Source organism: Alteriqipengyuania flavescens, assembly GCF_030406725.1.
GTDB classification, from domain to species: Bacteria; Pseudomonadota; Alphaproteobacteria; order Sphingomonadales; family Sphingomonadaceae; genus Alteriqipengyuania_B; species Alteriqipengyuania_B flavescens.
Map to the genome: position 1 here is coordinate 89212 of NZ_CP129107.1, position 16413 is coordinate 105624.

A 16413-nucleotide genomic window follows, 5' to 3' on the forward strand; every position below is an offset into this window, starting at 1 on the left:
GGTTCGATGGCGCCAAGCGAGGTCAAAGCAGGCTGGCCTGCGCGACGGGGGCGAAGCTGTGCCGGTGGAGCGGCGTGGGCCCGTGTTCGCGCAGTGCCGCCATGTGCTCCCTGGTGCCGTAGCCCTTGTTACGCTCCCACCCGTAGGCCGGGTGCCGCGCCGCCGCGTCCTTCATCAACCGGTCGCGCCATTCCTTGGCGACGATGCTGGCTGCGGAAATCGCCGGTTCGATCCCGTCCCCGCCCACGATGGCGCGCGCCGGCCAGCGCCACAGGTCGCAGCGCCCGGCGGGCGTCATGTTGCCGTCGATCAGGACCTCTCTCGGGGCGGAGCCGAGTGCGCCGCACAGCCGCTCCACCGCCAGGCTCATCGCCAGCATGGTCGCGGCGAAGATGTTGATCCGGTCGATTTCCCCCGGCTCGACGATCCCGATGCCCCAGGCGCAGCATTCGCGCACTTCACTGTCGAGCCTGGCGCGACGAGCGGCGGTGAGCTTTTTCGAATCGTCCAGCCCTTCGGGACACGGCTGGCACAGCACGACCGCAGCGGCTACCACAGGCCCTGCCAACGGTCCGCGCCCGGCCTCGTCCACCCCGATGACCGGCGCCGTTTCGGGCCCGAACGATGCACAGGGAGTTGAAGCCAAAATGACCAACGCAAAAACCCTCCTTCTCGCCGCCTTTTCGCTTCCCCTGCTTACCGCCGCAAGCTGCTCGGGCGGAATGGGCGGGGATAGCGCCGCGCCCGCCAGCACCGGCTCTGCAGGCGATACGGTGCCCTACACGATCAGCGAACACGGGACGTATGACGAACCGTGGGCGATCGCCTTCATTCCGGGCACCGACCTTGCCTTCATCACCGAATTGCCCGGCACCGCGCGCATCGTCGACACCTCCGGCGAAAATCCGCGCCTCGTGACGGTGAGCGGCCTTCCCGATGTCGACTACGGCGGCCAGGGCGGGCTCGGCGACGTTGCCTTCCTGCCTTCGGAAAGCGCCGACCGGCTCGATACGCGGACGATCTACCTTTCGTTCGCAGAGGCCGGCAGCGGCGATACGCGCGGGGCGGCGGTCGGGCGCGGCACGCTGAAATGCTACGTCGCCGACGAATGCACGATCGAGGACTGGCAGGTCATCTGGCGGCAGGCGCCCAAGGTCACCGGCCGCGGGCATTATTCGCACAAGATCGCCTTCTCGCCCGACGAGCAAAACATGTTCATCGCCAGCGGGGAGCGCCAGAAGAAGGACCCGGCGCAGGACAACACCAACAATCTCGGCACGATCGTTCGCCTGAACCTCGACGGCACCCCGGCCGCCGGCAACCCCTATCCGCGGTTGCCCGCCCCGACGAACCAGATCTGGAGCTACGGCCATCGCAACATCCTCGGCCTGCAATTCGACGATGCCGGGCGGCTGTGGGACCTCGAGCATGGCCCCGCAGGCGGTGACGAGCTGAACCTCGTGGAGGTCGCCAACAATTACGGCTGGCCGCTCGTATCCAACGGCGACAATTACAACGGGTCGCCGATCCCCGACAACGACACGCGGCCCGACCTCGTTAAACCGGTGATCGGCTGGACCCCGGTAATCGCGCCGGGCGATTTCATCTTCTATTCCGGCGATGCCTTCCCCGCATGGCGCGGCGATGCGCTGATCGTGGGGCTCAAGACCGAGGCGCTTATCCGCGTTGCGATGGACGGGACGCGCGCCACCGAGGCCGGTCGCTACGACTTCGGCAAGCGCCTGCGCGACATTGCGCAGGGGCCGGACGGCGCGGTCTGGATCATCGAGGATGGCGAAGGCGGCCGGCTGCTGAAGCTGTCGCCGGCAAGCTGAGCCGCGCGGGCGGAAAGCGGAATTTAATCGACTTGGCCCGCCGCCGCCCGTAACGGCGCGCGCCATGTCCGCCGACGATGCCACGCTGATCCCGCTCGCCCAGGTCGAGCCCGCGATGATCGAGCAATTGCTCGACCGTGCCTTCGGGCCGGATCGCCATGCGCGCACTGCCTATCGTGTGCGCACCGGGACGCAGTGGCTTCCGGCGCTGAGCTTCGCCGTGCTCGACGCGGAGGAAATGCTGGCCGGCACGATCCAGAGCTGGCCCGTCGCCCTGACCGATCCCGATGGCCGCGCGCACCCGATGGTGATGGTGGGACCGGTGGCCGTAGTGCCCGAACGGCAGGGCGAAGGCTTCGGCAAGGTGCTCATGCTGGGGCTGCTGGGCGCGCTGGGCGAAAATGCCCTGCCGCAGGTCATGGTCGGCGATCCCGACTATTACGGCCGCTTCTTCGGCTTCAGCGCCGCGCCCACCGGTGGCTGGCGCCTGCCCGGCCCGTGGGAGCCGGAGCGGCTGCTGGTGCGCGCGCCCAATGCGGCCGTGCTGCCCCGCGAAGGCATGCTGGGGCCGTGGCCCGGCTGAAGCCTGCAAAGGGCACTTGGCGGAACGCGCGGCCTGTGCCAGCGCTTTAACTCGCATGCCTTACACGCCCCCGCCCGAACTCGCCTCCCTCTCCCTGGCCCAAATCGCCGAGCAGGTCGCCGCGCGCAAGCTGCCGCCGGTTGCCGAATGGGCGCCAACGCACGAAGGCGACAGCCACATGCGGATCGATGCGGCGGGCACCTGGTATCATGACGGCAGCGCTATAACCCGCCCCGCGATGGTGCGTGCGTTCTCCGGCCTCCTGCGCCGCGAAGAGGACGGCAGCCACTCGCTCGTCACCCCGTACCAGAAACTGGCCATCGCGGTGGAGGACGCGCCGCTCGTCGCGGTGGACGTGCAGCGGCGCGACGGCGCGCTCGCCTTCCGCCTCAACACCGACGATCTCGTCGTCGCGGGACCGGACCATGCGCTCGCCGCGCGGGGCGATGCCGATACGCCGGCCATCTACCTTCACGTCCGCAGCGGCCTGGAAGCCAGGCTCAACCGCTCGACATACGAACAGCTTGCCGCGCTCTCGCTCGAGGAAGGGGATGACTGGACGGTCACCAGCGGCGGCGAAACCTTCAGCCTCCAGCCCGCATGAGACGCGCATGACGCTGGTCGAGCGGCTGACCCGCATTTTTGACGAAGGCCACGGCAAGCCGCTCGACGGACTGCTGACGGACAAGCGCTTTGCCGAACCCGACCCGCGTCCCGCCGCCGTGCTGATCGCGGTGACCGACCGGCCCGATCCGGGCGCGATCCTGACGCGCCGGCGCGCCGACATGCGCAGCCATCCGGGCCAGGTCGCGTTTCCCGGCGGCAAGCTCGATCCGGGCGAGGACGTCGTCCAGGCCGCCTTGCGGGAAGCGCACGAGGAAATCGCCCTGCCGCCTGCCGAGGTGGAGATCATCGGCGCGACCGATCCCTACACCACCGGCACGGGGTTCGTGGTCACCCCGGTGCTCGGCGTCGCGCCGCCCGACCTGCCGCTGCGCGCCAATCCGGACGAGGTGGAAAGCTGGTTCGAAGTGCCGCTGCGCGTCCTGTTCGACCGCAGCAATTACCGCGAGAACTCCACCTTCTGGAAAGGCGCCGACAGGACCTATTACGAGATGGACTGGAACGGCTACCGCATCTGGGGCGTGACGGCGGCGATCATCGCCAATCTCTCGCGCCGGCTGGAACTGACCGAATTGTGGGAACGCTAGGCCGGCGAAATCCGATTGCGCGCCATTCGACAACCGCCGGCGGCGTAGTAAAGGACGCCCGGTGAGCATGACCAACGACGATACCGAAACCGCCACCATCGACGCCGAATGGCTGCACCGCGAAGACCTCGCGCAGCTGGTCGCCGCGCTGGGTTACGGAAACGTGCGCTGGGTGGGCGGCTGCGTGCGCGATACGCTGGCCGGTGTGCCGGTCCACGATATCGACGCGGCGACCACGCTGACGCCGGAACAGGTGATCGCTGCCTGCGACGCCGCCGGCATTCGCACCGTCCCCACGGGGATCGAACACGGCACCGTCACCGCGCTGCGCGAGGGCGGGAATGTCGAGGTGACCACCCTGCGCAAGGACGTCTCTACCGACGGGCGGCGGGCGACCGTGGCATTCGCCAGCGAATGGCAGGACGATGCCGCGCGGCGAGATTTCACCATCAATGCGCTGTACGCAGAGCCGGGCAGCGGCGTGGTCCACGATTATTTCGGCGGCATTGCCGATTTGCGCGCCGGCGTGGTCCGCTTCATCGGCGATGCGCGCGAACGCATCCGCGAAGACCACCTGCGCATCCTGCGCTATTACCGCTTCCAGACCCGCTTCGGCAGCGCGCTCGACAGCGAGGCGGAGGAGGCCTGCGCCGAGCTTGCCCCGACGATGAAAGGGTTGAGCCGCGAGCGGATCGCGATGGAATTGCTGAACCTGCTCGCCCTGCCCGCCCCTGCGGACACCGTAGCGCGGATGGAGGACCGGGGCGTGCTCGGCGTGATCCTGCCCGAGGCGGGCGCCAAGGAAGTGGCGGCGCTTGCCCGTCTTATCGATGCCGAGAAATCTTCCGGTATTGCGCCGCACCCGTTGCGCCGCCTTGCCGCGCTGCTGCCACCCTCGCCCGAGGTGGCAAGGGACGTTGCCGCACGCCTGCGGCTGTCGCGCGCGCAGAAACTGCGGCTGGTGACGGCGGCCTCGCGCGAAGCGGCGGACAGCGACGGCGCGCACGCCCTCGCCTATCGCCACGGGCTCGACAGCGCGCGCGACCGCCTGCTGCTGGGCGGCGCGAACACGGCGATGCTGGACGAGTGGGACGTGCCCCAATTCCCGGTGAAAGGCCGCGACGTGATCGAGCGCGGGGTCAGCGCCGGGCCGCAGGTCGCGGCGATCCTGCAGGACGCGGAAGAACGCTGGATCGCGGCCGGCTTCCCGGACCGGGAGGCCGCGCTGGCGCATATCGACGCCGCGATCGCCGCCGCCGCTTAAGCCGGGCTTCATCGCCCGCGCCGCAGGATCGCTGTTGCCTTGGCCCGCATTCGATGGAATGGCTGGCCCCGGACAAGCCACTGGAGTTCCCCGATGAAATCGACCGCCTTCCTCGCCGCCGCCCTCGCCTTTGCCATTCCCGGCATCGCCCAGGCGCAGGACATGCGCGATCCGGCGCCGGGCCGGCAGGTCGTCGATCCGCGCGGGGACTATGTCGCCACGATCGTCAGCGTCGACCAGGCTGCGGGTACGGCGGTCGTCGATACCGGAACGCGGCGCGGCACCGTGCTGCTCGCGACGTTCGGGCAGTCGACCCGCGGCCCGATGCTGGTGACCACGCGCGCGCAGCTCGACGAGCTGATCCTGGCTGCGGAAACCGCGCAGGCAAATGCGCTCAACGCAGCCATCGTCCCCGCCGCGGCCGTCTTCGACGCGAACGGCGCGCCGCTCGGCACCATTAGCGAAGTCACGGCTACCGGCATGGTGCTGGTGGAAGGCGTTGCCGGAGCGTTCTACCTGCCGCGCAGCGGCTTCCGCCTGGTCAGCAGCCAGTTGCAGGCGCTGGTCAGCACGGCCGACGTCACCGCGCAGCTGGCGGCGAAGAAGTAACGCGCCTCAACCGAAGCTGTTGTCGCGGGGGAAGCCCTGCGGCGGCATCCGGCCGGCGGCGCCGCGCGCCACCTTCCACTGCCACATGTCGCTTTCGGTGCGGGTCCGGTCACCCTTGCCGCCCATCTGCCAGCTCAGGCCTTCCTCCAGCGTGAAGGTTATCGCGTCGGACAATCCGCCGTCGCGATAACGCTGCAGCTGCACGCCCTGCCCGCGCGCCATCACCGGCACTTCCTCCAGGTTGAAGACCACCAGCTTGCGGTTGTCGCCGACAACCGCGACGTGATCGTGCCCCTCGGCGATCGGGCGGATCACGGCAAGACGCTGGCCGGCTTTCAGATTGACCACCTGGCGCCCCTTGCGCGTTTCGGCGACCAGCGCATCGGTTTCCGCGGCAAAGCCCTTCCCCGCGTTGCTCGCCAGCAGCAGCCTGCCGCCTGGCCTGTGCGCCAGCAGCGCCACGATTTGCGCCTTGGGATCGATGTCCAGCATCGTGCGGATCGGCTCGCCGAAGCCGCGCGCGCCGGGCAGCTTGTCGGCGCCCAGAGTGAAGAAGCGCCCGTCATCGGCGACGACCAGCAGCTTGTCGGTCGTCTGCGCATGGATTGCAAAGGCGGCCTCGTCGCCTTCCTTGTACTTGAAATCGCCCATGCCGTCGGCGCTGCCAGCCAGTTCCACATGGCCTTTCGCCGCGCGCACCCAGCCCTTGGCGGAAAGGATGACCGTGACCGGTTCCTTCTCGATCATTGCGTCCATGCTGAATTCGACCGTGGGCGCGGCTTCCGCAATCGTCGTGCGCCGCGCGCCGAGATCGGTGTCCTTGCCGTATTCCTTCTGCACTTTGGCAAGATCGCGCTTCAGCCGCGTGCGCTGGCGCGCCGGGCTGGCGAGCAGCTTCTCGAGCCCGTCCTGCTCTTCCAGCAGGCTCTCCTTCTCGCGCTTCAGCTCCATCTCTTCCAGCTTGCGCAAGGACCGCAGCCGCATGTTGAGGATCGCTTCGGTCTGCCGGTCGGTCAGCTCGAACTCGGCCATCATCACCGGCTTGGGCTCGTCCTCGGTCCGGATGATCTCGATCACCCGGTCGAGGTTGAGGAAGGCGATGATATAGCCGCCGACAAGTTCCAGTCGCCTGGCGATCTGTTCCAGCCGGTGCCGCGCACGGCGCTGCAGGATCTCGATCTGGCTGCCAATCCAGTTGTGGACCAGTTCCTTCAGCCCCATCACCATCGGCGTGCGGGTGGCGTCCAGCACGTTGAGGTTGAGGCCGAAGCGGGTTTCGAAATCGGTCAGCTTGTAGATCGATTCCTTCAGCAGCTCCGGGTCCACATTGCGGCTCTTGGGCAGCAGAACGATGCGGATCTGCTCGTCGCTTTCGTCGCGCACGTCTTCCAGGATCGGCAGCTTGCGGTCCGAAATAGCAGCCGCGATCTGCTCGATCAGCTTGCCTTTCTGCACCATGTAGGGAATTTCGCTGATGACGAGCTGGTACCCGCCGCCCTTCTGCCGTTCGATCCCGGCTTCGCGATCCTCCGCTTTTTCCGCCTCGGCCGCATGGAAACGGCCGCGCACGCGGAAGCTGCCGCGTCCGGTCTCGTAAGCCTTGGCAATCGCTTCGGGACTGTCGACGATCAGGCCGCCGGTGGCGAAATCCGGCCCCTGGAACAGCTCCATCAGCCGCGCGTGTTCCGCGTGCGGGTTGTCGATCAGTTCCAGCGCGACATCGATCACTTCGGCCACATTGTGGCTGGGGATGCTGGTCGCCATGCCCACCGCGATGCCGCTGGCTCCGTTGGCGAGCAGATTGGGGAACGGCCCGGGCATCAGCTCCGGCTCCACTTCCTCGCCATTGTAGGTCGGGATGAAGTCGACCGTGCCTTCGTCCAGCCCCTGCATCAGGGTCATCGCGGTCTTGGTCAGGCGCGCTTCGGTATAGCGGTAGGCAGCGGCATTATCGCCATCGATATTGCCGAAATTGCCTTGCCCTTCGACCAGCGGATAGCGCAACGAGAAATCCTGCGCCAGTCGGACCATCGCATCGTAAGCGGCGGTGTCCCCGTGCGGGTGGTACTTGCCGATCACCTCGCCGACCACGCGGGCGGACTTCTTGAAGGTGTTGCCGGGATCGAGCCTGAGCTGGCGCATCGTCCACAGCAGCCGGCGATGGACCGGCTTCAGCCCGTCGCGCAAATCCGGCAGGCTGCGCGCGGTTATCGTGGAGAGGGCATAGACGAGATAACGTTCGGACAGGGCGCTGTCGAAAGGGGCGTTCACGATGGCGTCGAACGGGTCCGTTTCGTCTTCGATATCGGTGCTCATGCGGTCCGCCTTATCACCGGCTCGCTTCGCGGGACACAGCGGAACGAGTGCTTTCCCCACGCGTAGGGAAGGTAACATAGAAACAAGGAGTTATCCCCATGCAGACCAACCGCATCATGATCCTCGCAACCGACGGTTTCGAACAGTCGGAGCTGATGAAACCAAAGGCCAACCTGGAAGCGAACGGCGTCGAAACGGTCGTCGTCAGCCTTGAAAGCGGCGAGATCAAGGGCTGGGACCAGACGGATTGGGGCGAAAGCGTCAAGGTCGACAAGACGGTCGACGAAGTGGACAGCATCGACGGGTTCGACGCGCTGTTGCTACCAGGCGGCCAGATAAACCCGGACATCCTGCGCATGAACGAACGGGCCATCGCCCTCGTCCGCGACTTCGAAACCCAGGGCAAGCCGATTGCCGCAATCTGCCATGCGCCGTGGCTGCTCGCCGAAGCGGACGTCATAAAGGGCCGCACGGTCACCAGCTGGCCCTCGCTCCGCACGGACCTCGCCAATGCCGGCGCGAATGTGGTGGACGAGGAAGTCGTCGTGGACGGCAACCTGATTACCAGCCGCAAACCGGAAGATATCGCCGCATTCTCGCAGGCACTGCTCGAAAAGCTGGGCATGACCGTCGAGAAGCGCGAGATGGAAAGCGCCTGATCCCAATAATTTGAAATAGCTCGATCAAGTTCGGGCTTCGGCACCCCGTCACCGTCCCCCCGGTGGCGGGGTGTTACGTTTCCAGCTTGCATGATTTCCCGATTGTGGCACAATTACGGCATCTTTGAGGCACAATAAGGCAGGGCCGGATGGCCCCATTTACGGAGAGGAAATGATGATGCGACTCGGATTGAAAATGGGTGTTTGCGCGCTGGCCCTGGCAGCGGCCGCGTGTTCGGAAGCGGACAATTCCAGCTACACGGACGCTGCGGGCGAAGCCGAAATGGCGCAGGTCGACATGGCAAGCGAGGCTGCGGTCGAGTCGACTGCGGATGCTGCCACTGCAACCAGCACGACCGAAGCTGGCAGCGTGCCCGAACTCGAAATGCCGGCGACGATGCCCAAGATCGCCTATGAATACCAGTACGGTTTCAGCCTGCCGGGCGACGACATCGTCGACCTGCAGCGGCGCCATGCCGACATGTGCGAGGCGAAAGGGCCGGAGGTGTGCCGGATCCTCGGCATGACCGGCGCCAGTGCCGACAACGAAGGCCAGGGCAGGCTGGAACTGGCAGTGCGGTCCGAAGTCGCACGCGGCTTCGGCAGCGAGCTGGCGCAGGCGACGGAGAATGCGGGCGGTGAGCAAGTCTCCACCGGAATCACGGGCGAGGACCTGTCGAAGCAGATGGTCGATACCGAGGCCCGGCTGGAAGCGCGCAAGGCGCTGCGCGACCGGCTGATGGCGGACCTCAAGACCCGGCGCGGCTCGGTCGGCGAGATGGTGCAGGCCGAACGCGAGGTGGCGAAAGTCACCGAAGAGATCGAGGCGGCCGAGGCATGGGTGGCAGAGATGCAGGGTCGCGTGTCCTTCAGCCGGATGACTCTCGACTACGAAAGCTCGACCCCGATGGGCGGCAGCTTCTCACGCCCCATCGGCGATGCGCTAGGCAATGTCGGCGGCATTCTGGGCACGGTGATCGCATGGTTGCTGATGCTGGGCGCGGGCGTTGCCCCGGTCGCGGCGCTGGTGTGGGGTGCGATGCGGATCAACCGCTGGAGCGAACGACGCGACGCCGAACGGATGGCGGCCGAAACGCCGGCGGAAGCCTAGCGGCTCTGGTCGTAGGACGTGGGCGGGATCGTTATGGCGATCCCGTCCAGTTCCGCCGTCAGCTCGATCTGGCAGGACAGCCGCGAATTCGCACGCGCGGCGGCGGCAAGGTCCAGCATGTCCTCTTCCTCCTCGCGCGGCGGTTCCAGTTTCTCGAACCATTCGCGCGCGACGTAAACGTGGCAGGTGGAGCACGCCATCTGCCCCTCGCACGTCCCCTCCAGCGGCAAGCCGGCGTTCTGGGCCACGGTGAGCAGGCTCTCGTCCTCGCCCGCTTCCACGCTCAGCACCGTGCCGTCGCGGCGGGTGAAGTTGACCATGACGCTCACTGCTGGCGATCCGCCGCGGCGTTGATCAACTCCGCCGCTTCCTCGATTTCCGCCAGCGTGGTGTAGCGGCCCCAGCCCAGCCGGATCGAGCTTTTCGCCTTCTTCGCCGACAGGCCGATCGCTTCCAGCACATGGCTCGGCCGGCCCGATCCGCTGGCGCAGGCGGACCCGGCAGAGAACATCACCTTGCGGCAATCGCTCATCAGGCGGTTCACATCGAGCCCCTTGCGGCGGATGTTGAGATTGCCGTGCCAGCGCGTGTCCTCGCTACCGTTCAGGTCCCAGTCGGCGAAGAGGATGCGGGCGCGCTGCCAGAGCGTTTCGACGTGCTCCGCATCGCGGCCCATGCGGTCCTTGCATTCCGCCACCGCGGCGCCGAAGCCGGCGCACAGTGCCGGGCTCAGCGTGCCCGAACGCAGGCCAAATTCCTGCCCGCCGCCGGTCTGCACCTCGCCCAGGTCCACCCCGTTGCGCACCCACAGCGCACCGATGCCCTTGGGCCCGTGCAGCTTGTGGGCGGAGACGGCGATCAGGTCTGCCCCGGTCACCTCCATCTTGCCGAACGCTTGCACCGCATCGCACAGGTACAGCGCGTTCGCCTCTTTCGCCTTGCGGTGCCAGTCGACCGTCGGCTGGATCGTGCCGATTTCGTTATTGACCTGCATCAGGCAGACGAGGCGGCAATCGTTCGGCAGGTCCTGTTTCGTGTTGCACTGCCCGTCTTTCCCCACGTTCAGGATATGCGCCGCCCCCAATGCGCGGGCGGTGTCCAGCACGCAGGCATGTTCGATTGCGGATACCGAGACGCTGCCGCGCGGCTTGCCCTCGCTGCGCGCCGCAGACAGCACGCCGCGGATGGCGAGGTTGACCGCCTCGGTCGCGCCGGAAGTAAAGATGACCCGGCCGTTGGCGGGAAACAGGGAGGCGACCTGCTCGCGCGCCATCTCAACCGCGGCATGGGCCGCGCGCCCCATGCGGTGCGGGCTGTGCGGATTGCCGAACCCCTCGCCCCCCGGCCCGTCGAGCCAGCGCAGCATGGCATCGCGCGCTTCGGGCGCCAGCGGGGTCGTGGCCTGGTAATCAAGATAGATCATGCGCCCACCCCTGCCAGTTCGTACCACGTCTCGCAAAACCTCTCGACATCGGCGCGGGTCGTGCTCCAGCCGAAACTGACGCGGATGACCCGCTCGGCAAGGCCGGGATCGAAGCCCATCGCCTCGAACACCCGGCTGGTCTTGAGCGTGCCGGACGAACACGCGCTACCCTGCGACAGGGCGATGCCGGCCATGTCGAAACGCATCACCTGCGCGCTGGCAGACATTCCGGGCATGGCGAGCGGCAGGATATAGGGCGATGTTTCCGCCAACATGTCCGGGATCCACGGCAGGCCAGCCGCCACGATGCGCTCCTTGAGCGTGCCGAGCGGCGCGAGGATGGCGGGGTCGAGATAGTACTGCTTGGCCGCTTCCAATGCGGCTGCCATGCCCAGCGCGCCGGGCAAATTCTCCGTCCCGCGCCGATAGCCACGTTCCTGCCCGCCCGCCGGTTCAAGCATGGCGAAGTCGCGAACCAGCAGCGCACCGACGCCGATCGGCCCGCCGAACTTGTGCGCCGAAACGATTGCCATGTCGCACGGCGGCAGGGGCATCTTCGCGGCACCCTGCGAACAATCGGCGAGCAGGCGGCCGCCCGCATCGCGCACCATTGCGGCAATGGCAGCCATGTCCTGCACCACGCCAGTTTCGGAATTGACTTGCTGGATGGCGACAACCGGCGCTTCCCGCTCGAGCGCCTCGTGCAACGCGCCCATGTCGATCCTGCCATCGGGGCGGACCGGGAGCTGCTCAGCAACCGGCGCGGCATTGCGCACCGCGTCGTGCTCGACGCTGAAGACGAGGCGCGCACCGCCCTTGGCCTTGCTTAGTGCCAACGCCGCCGCCTCGCTAGCGCCTGAGGTCAGGATGACTTCGCCTTCCCAACCGAGCGCTGCCTTGATCCGGGCTCTTGCGTCTTCGAGCGCGGCGCGGGCCTTGCGGCCTTCGGCATGCGGACTGCTTGGATTGGCCCAGATGGCAAAGCCCTCCTCCATCGCGGCGCGAGCTTCGGGGCGCAGCGGGCTGCTGGCGGCGTGGTCGAGATAGATGCGGTCGGTGACGTAGGCCTCCAGTCGAGGGGGAAGGAACAGGCAGGTCGCTTTCGCGGCGCGGGCGCGAACCGCCGAAATCGTTGCGAAAACGGCGCTTCGCCCTATATAGGCGCCGACCCGGCATGCGCCAGCGCTGCATTGCCGACCACCGCATCACTTCACTTGCGAGAACCGCACCATGCCCGCCGTCATTTTTCCCGGTCCCGAAGGTCGTCTAGAGGGGCGCTTCCAGCCGGCCCCGCGTCCGCGCGCACCCGTCGCCATGATCCTGCACCCGCACAGCCAGAGCGGCGGGACGATGAACGACCAGATCGTGCAGCGCCTGTACAAGACCTTCGTCAATCGCGGCTTCGCCGTGCTGCGCTTCAATTTTCGCGGCGTCGGCCGCAGCCAGGGCAGCTTCGACAACGGTATCGGCGAGCTGAACGATGCCGCCGCCGCGCTCGACTGGGTGCAGACGATCCATCCCGAAGCGCAGGTCACCTGGGTCGCCGGCGTCAGCTACGGCGCGCTGATCGGCATGCAGCTGCTGATGCGCCGCCCGGAAATCCGGGGCTTCATCTCTGTCGCCCCGCCGGCGAATATGTACGACTTTTCCTTCCTCGCCCCCTGCCCCGCCAGCGGCATTTTCGTGCAGGGCGCGGCAGACACTGTGGTACAGCCGGCGGCTGTGGAAAAGCTTGTGGAAAAGCTGCGGACGCAAAAGCATATCACGATCCACCACGACGTGATCCCGCGTGCGAACCATTTCTTCGAGAATGAACAGGCCGAATTGATGCGGTCGATCGACAACTATCTCGACTTCCGGCTGGACCCGGCCTGCCCGATCCGCTGAGCGGGGCAAATCCGAACTTCGAAGGGGCGGTCCGAGGGCCGCCCTTTTTCGTTCTGCTTTCACTCGGGAGGCCCGGGCGAAGCACCACCTTGCAAAAGCATCCTCGTTATGTAATGTTATCACATGACTCGCAAACCAGTGCGAGCACGAGTGAGAGGAACCGCCCATGTCCTATGCCCAACAGACAATAACCCCCGCCCAGCGCGTTTCATCGGTCGGCACGGTGGTGCTGATCCACGCCGGCATCGGCGCATTGCTCGTCGTCGGCCTCAACGCCACCGGCGTGATCGGCGCTGCCCCCGAGCGCATCGACACGTTCGAAATACCCGAGGACAAACCGACACCGCCCCCGCCGCCCGAGCCGGACCAGCCCGAGCGGACCGAAGTCGAAAGCGTCATCACGATGCCCCCCGTTCCGAACCCGATTCCGCGTCCGGACGATTTCCGCACGCCGACGACCGACGAAAATGCGAACGAAGGCGTTACCGCCGATCCCAACGCCAATGACGAGCGCCCCAGTCCCGGGCCAAGCGCATCGCCGTCGGCATCCCCCAGTCCTTCACCCAGTCCGCCCCCGCTGTTCGACCCCCTCCCTCCGCGCCCCAGTAACGAACAAGGCGGTTGGGTCACCGCGCGCGACTATCCTTCGATCGAGCTGCGCCGCGGCAACGAGGGTGTGACGGCCTACCGCCTCTCTGTCTCCAGCAGCGGCCGGGTGTCGGCCTGCCAGGTCACACGTTCCTCCGGCCACTCCCGCCTGGACGAGAAGGCTTGCGACGCAATCACGCGCCGCGCCCGCTTCACGCCGGCACAGGACCGGAACGGCAATTCGGTGGTCGGCACATACACCGGCCAGGTGCGCTGGCAAATCCCGCGCTAGGCCGGACTACTTGCCATCATTCGCTGTCGCTCGCCGCATCCAGGATCGGCGAGCGACCGCTGGCATCGGGCGCGGCGATGATCGCGATATTGCCCGCCATCACCAGCGCCAGCACCACCATCAGTCCTGCCTGCTTGCGGTGGCCGGCACGAAACGCACAGACCGCGCCCACCAGCAGCGCGATGGCTGCGATCGCCACAATGGAAAGTACCGTGTCCATCGGATTGCCTTCTGCCTCAATATGGCGGAAATGTCCGCCCAAGCGGGACCGATCCGCGCCCGCGTGCGTTGAACCGGTGACCTCATAATAACAAACCAAAGGAGCCACCACATGGGCATTTTCTCATCCATCAAGAACGCGATTTTCGGCAAGGACCAGCCCAAGCCGGCACCGCCGGAAGAGGCGCAGAAGGCGCGCGACAATTCGATCACGGCGGAGGCGCTGCGCAACATCAGCCGCGCGGGTTCGGTCGACGTGGAAGACCGTCTGTCCAAGATGGACGGCGCCGATCGCCTCAACTGGCGGACCTCCATCGTCGACCTGATGAAGCTGCTCGGCATCGATTCCAGCTACGAGAACCGCAAGGAACTTGCGCAGGAAATGGGCCGCACCGATTACGAAGGCAGCGCGGAAGATAATATCTGGCTGCATCGCCGCACCATGCAGGAACTGGCGCTGAACGGCGGCAAGGTTCCCGACAAGATGCTCGACTAAGCGTTTGACTCCAATCCATGGCGCGGCGATCAACCGCGCCATGGACACGACGAAATTCACACGCCGCCAGACCCTCGCATCGCTCGGTGCGGGGGTTTCGCTTGCCGCGCTTCCGGGATGTGCGCAGCAATTGACACGGCCCGCAGGACCGCAGGGCGGTGGACTGCTGCCAATCGACAATGCATCGGCCAACGCCTTCCTCGAACGGATCGCCTACAATCTGCTGAAGCACGAGCCGGAGCGGGCGACCGGCCTCGGCGTCGATACCGGCGAATACGCCTATCTTCGCGGACAGCTGGAAGACCAGTCGCCCGATGGCCAGGCGGCGCTGGCCGAAACCCTCAAAAGCGACCTTGCCCTGGTCCGCTCGCTCGACACCTCCGCGCTCGATGCCGACACGCGCACCAGCCTTGAGGTGGTCGAAAGCGCCTACGACGTCGCGACGGCGGGGTTCGATCTTCCTTATGGCGACATTCCTATCGGCAGCTGGCGCACGGCGCCCTATGCCGTGATCCAGAACGTCGGGACCTATCTCGACATGCCGCGCCTCCTCGATAGCACGCACCCGCTGAAGACGCCGGACGATGCGGAGGCGTATGCCGAGCGGCTGCGCGCCCTCCCCGCCGTGCTCGACGGGGAACTGGCGCGGATGCGCGAGGCCCGCGGCATGGGCGTGGTCCCGCCGTCCTTCCTGCTCGACAAGGCGATCGCGCAAATGGAAAGCACGTTGTCCATGGCGCGCAGCGGGGAGCTGTTCCTGGCCCAGTTGTCGGAGAACCTGTCCGATACCGGCATCGCGCGCGCTTGGCCGATGGAACTGAACCCGCTCGTCACCGGGCCGATTGCCGGCGCGCTCGGCCGCCAGCTGTCCGAACTGAGGGTGCAACGCGGCATGGCGACCGGCGATCCCGGCATGTCCGCCCGCCCGCGCGGCGACGAATGGTATGCCTGGGCGCTGCGGTCCAGCACCACCACCACCATGTCGCCCGACGAGGTTCACGAACAGGGCCTCGAGGAACTGGCCCTGCTGCATGACCGGATGGACCCGATCCTGCGCGAAATCGGCTACACCTCCGGCACGGTGGGGGAGCGGATGCAGGCGCTGAGCGAAGATCCGCGCTACAAGTTTGCCGAAGGCGATCCCGGCCGCGCGGAGATCATGGCCTTCATCGAAGAGCGTATCGGCTGGATCAAGGGCCAGATGCCGCGCGCCTTCAACACGCTGGTCGATCCCCGACTGGAAGTGAAGCGCCTGCCGCTGGCCGAAGAACCCGGCGCGCCGGGCGCATATGGCGGCGCAGGCAGCAAGGACGGCTCCATCCCGGGGCGCATGTGGATCAACCTGCGCACCACCGACCTGCACCGCAAATACGACCTCGCCGACCTGACCTTTCACGAGACCATTCCGGGCCACGTGTGGGAAGGCGAATATTCCAACCGCCTGCCGCTGATCCGCTCCATTCTCGCCTTCAACGCCTTCAGCGAAGGCTGGGCGCTGTACGCCGAACAGCTGGCCGACGAGCTTGGCGCCTATGACGATTTCAAGGTCGGCCGTCTCGGCTATCTCCAGTCGCTCGCCTTCCGTGCCTGTCGCATGGTGGTGGACACCGGCCTCCACCACAAGCGCTGGAGCCGCGAGCGCGCTGTCGACTTCTTCGTCGAGCGCAACGGATCGAAGCGGGAGGAAGTCGAAAGCGAGGTCGACCGCTATTGCAGCTGGCCCGGCCAGGCCTGCGGCTACAAGCTGGGCCACAGCGAGATCGTGCGCCAGCGCGGCCGCGCGCAGGCGGCGATGGGCTCGGCCTACGACTTCAAGGGCTTCAACGACGCCGTGATCCTGGGCGGCAACGCGCCGCTGGACGTGCTGGCGAAGAACGTGGACCGTTATATCGCGAGCGTCTGACCGCGTGCGGCGGGAGC

18 protein-coding genes are annotated in these 16413 nt (G+C 66.7%); 12 read left to right on the forward strand and 6 right to left on the reverse strand.

Features of this window, described 5'->3' with window-relative positions; translation table 11 throughout:
- Nucleotides 1-22: 22 nt before the first annotated feature.
- Nucleotides 23-649 (reverse strand): ribonuclease HII, encoded by a 627-nt coding sequence (locus QQW98_RS00525; RefSeq protein WP_404800879.1) that lies wholly within the window; start codon nucleotides 647-649, stop codon nucleotides 23-25.
- Between QQW98_RS00525 and QQW98_RS00530 the strand changes: the two genes are divergently transcribed.
- The 6 genes from QQW98_RS00530 to QQW98_RS00555 all read left to right on the forward strand — a co-directional run bounded on the left by QQW98_RS00530 (nucleotide 648) and on the right by QQW98_RS00555 (nucleotide 5502).
- Nucleotides 648-1835: a PQQ-dependent sugar dehydrogenase gene (locus tag QQW98_RS00530; protein ID WP_290135613.1), complete on the forward strand. Its 1188-nt coding sequence runs from the start codon at nucleotides 648-650 to the stop codon at nucleotides 1833-1835. The two genes, QQW98_RS00525 and QQW98_RS00530, sit on opposite strands and share 2 nt — an antisense overlap.
- A gap of 64 nt (nucleotides 1836-1899) precedes the next feature.
- On the forward strand, nucleotides 1900-2418 hold the full coding sequence (locus QQW98_RS00535; protein ID WP_290135614.1) for a GNAT family N-acetyltransferase: 519 nt from the start codon (nucleotides 1900-1902) through the stop codon (nucleotides 2416-2418).
- Nucleotides 2419-2473: 55 nt separating this feature from the next.
- Entirely contained in the window at nucleotides 2474-3022 is a 549-nt protein-coding gene (locus QQW98_RS00540) for a DUF1285 domain-containing protein (protein WP_290135615.1), read from the forward strand.
- A 7-nt stretch (nucleotides 3023-3029) separates the two neighbouring features.
- Nucleotides 3030-3629 carry a CoA pyrophosphatase gene (locus QQW98_RS00545; protein ID WP_290135616.1) on the forward strand — a complete coding sequence of 200 codons (600 nt, stop codon included), beginning with the start codon at nucleotides 3030-3032 and terminating at the stop codon, nucleotides 3627-3629.
- A 67-nt stretch (nucleotides 3630-3696) separates the two neighbouring features.
- Complete coding sequence (locus QQW98_RS00550; protein ID WP_290136807.1) at nucleotides 3697-4893, forward strand: CCA tRNA nucleotidyltransferase; 1197 nt, start codon at nucleotides 3697-3699, stop codon at nucleotides 4891-4893.
- A gap of 93 nt (nucleotides 4894-4986) precedes the next feature.
- Nucleotides 4987-5502: a hypothetical protein gene (locus QQW98_RS00555; RefSeq protein WP_290135617.1), complete on the forward strand. Its 516-nt coding sequence runs from the start codon at nucleotides 4987-4989 to the stop codon at nucleotides 5500-5502.
- A gap of 6 nt (nucleotides 5503-5508) precedes the next feature.
- Here the strand turns inward: QQW98_RS00555 and parC are convergent, their stop codons facing one another.
- Nucleotides 5509-7818, reverse strand: coding sequence for a DNA topoisomerase IV subunit A (gene parC, locus QQW98_RS00560; protein ID WP_290135618.1), 2310 nt, complete (start codon nucleotides 7816-7818; stop codon nucleotides 5509-5511).
- A gap of 98 nt (nucleotides 7819-7916) precedes the next feature.
- Here parC and QQW98_RS00565 point away from each other — a divergent pair, with 98 nt between their 5' ends.
- Together QQW98_RS00565 and QQW98_RS00570 are read left to right on the forward strand one after the other, a co-directional pair.
- On the forward strand, nucleotides 7917-8477 hold the full coding sequence (locus QQW98_RS00565) for a type 1 glutamine amidotransferase domain-containing protein (RefSeq protein ID WP_290135619.1): 561 nt from the start codon (nucleotides 7917-7919) through the stop codon (nucleotides 8475-8477).
- Between the two features lie 172 nt (nucleotides 8478-8649).
- Nucleotides 8650-9588 (forward strand): DUF4349 domain-containing protein, encoded by a 939-nt coding sequence (locus tag QQW98_RS00570; protein ID WP_290135620.1) that lies wholly within the window; start codon nucleotides 8650-8652, stop codon nucleotides 9586-9588.
- On the opposite strand, the gene QQW98_RS00575 is transcribed toward QQW98_RS00570, so the two are convergent.
- From QQW98_RS00575 to QQW98_RS00585, 3 genes are read right to left on the reverse strand one after another with little or no spacing between them, the layout of a single operon-like run.
- Nucleotides 9585-9908 (reverse strand): 2Fe-2S iron-sulfur cluster-binding protein, encoded by a 324-nt coding sequence (locus QQW98_RS00575; protein WP_290136808.1) that lies wholly within the window; start codon nucleotides 9906-9908, stop codon nucleotides 9585-9587. The genes QQW98_RS00570 and QQW98_RS00575 overlap by 4 nt on opposite strands.
- A 5-nt stretch (nucleotides 9909-9913) precedes the next feature.
- The gene (locus tag QQW98_RS00580; protein ID WP_290135621.1) at nucleotides 9914-11011 is read right to left on the reverse strand and encodes a cysteine desulfurase family protein; all 1098 of its coding nucleotides are present in this window, start codon (nucleotides 11009-11011) and stop codon (nucleotides 9914-9916) included.
- Entirely contained in the window at nucleotides 11008-12084 is a 1077-nt protein-coding gene (locus QQW98_RS00585) for a cysteine desulfurase family protein (protein ID WP_404800880.1), read from the reverse strand. The genes QQW98_RS00580 and QQW98_RS00585 overlap by 4 nt, the downstream gene beginning before the upstream one ends.
- Before the next feature lie 157 nt (nucleotides 12085-12241).
- On the opposite strand from QQW98_RS00585, the gene QQW98_RS00590 reads away from it, so the two are divergent.
- Together QQW98_RS00590 and QQW98_RS00595 are read left to right on the forward strand one after the other, a co-directional pair.
- Entirely contained in the window at nucleotides 12242-12898 is a 657-nt protein-coding gene (locus QQW98_RS00590; RefSeq protein WP_290135622.1) for an alpha/beta hydrolase, read from the forward strand.
- A gap of 166 nt (nucleotides 12899-13064) precedes the next feature.
- Nucleotides 13065-13778 carry an energy transducer TonB gene (locus tag QQW98_RS00595; RefSeq protein ID WP_290135623.1) on the forward strand — a complete coding sequence of 238 codons (714 nt, stop codon included), beginning with the start codon at nucleotides 13065-13067 and terminating at the stop codon, nucleotides 13776-13778.
- 16 nt (nucleotides 13779-13794) lie between these two features.
- Here QQW98_RS00595 and QQW98_RS00600 read toward each other — a convergent pair whose 3' ends face one another.
- Complete coding sequence (locus tag QQW98_RS00600) at nucleotides 13795-13998, reverse strand: hypothetical protein (RefSeq protein ID WP_290135624.1); 204 nt, start codon at nucleotides 13996-13998, stop codon at nucleotides 13795-13797.
- Between the two features lie 111 nt (nucleotides 13999-14109).
- On the opposite strand from QQW98_RS00600, the gene QQW98_RS00605 reads away from it, so the two are divergent.
- Entirely contained in the window at nucleotides 14110-14493 is a 384-nt protein-coding gene (locus QQW98_RS00605; protein ID WP_290135625.1) for a DUF3597 domain-containing protein, read from the forward strand.
- A 40-nt stretch (nucleotides 14494-14533) separates the two neighbouring features.
- A complete protein-coding gene (locus QQW98_RS00610; RefSeq protein ID WP_290135626.1) occupies nucleotides 14534-16396 on the forward strand; it encodes a DUF885 domain-containing protein in 1863 nt (620 codons plus the stop codon).
- Nucleotides 16397-16413 lie beyond the last annotated feature (17 nt).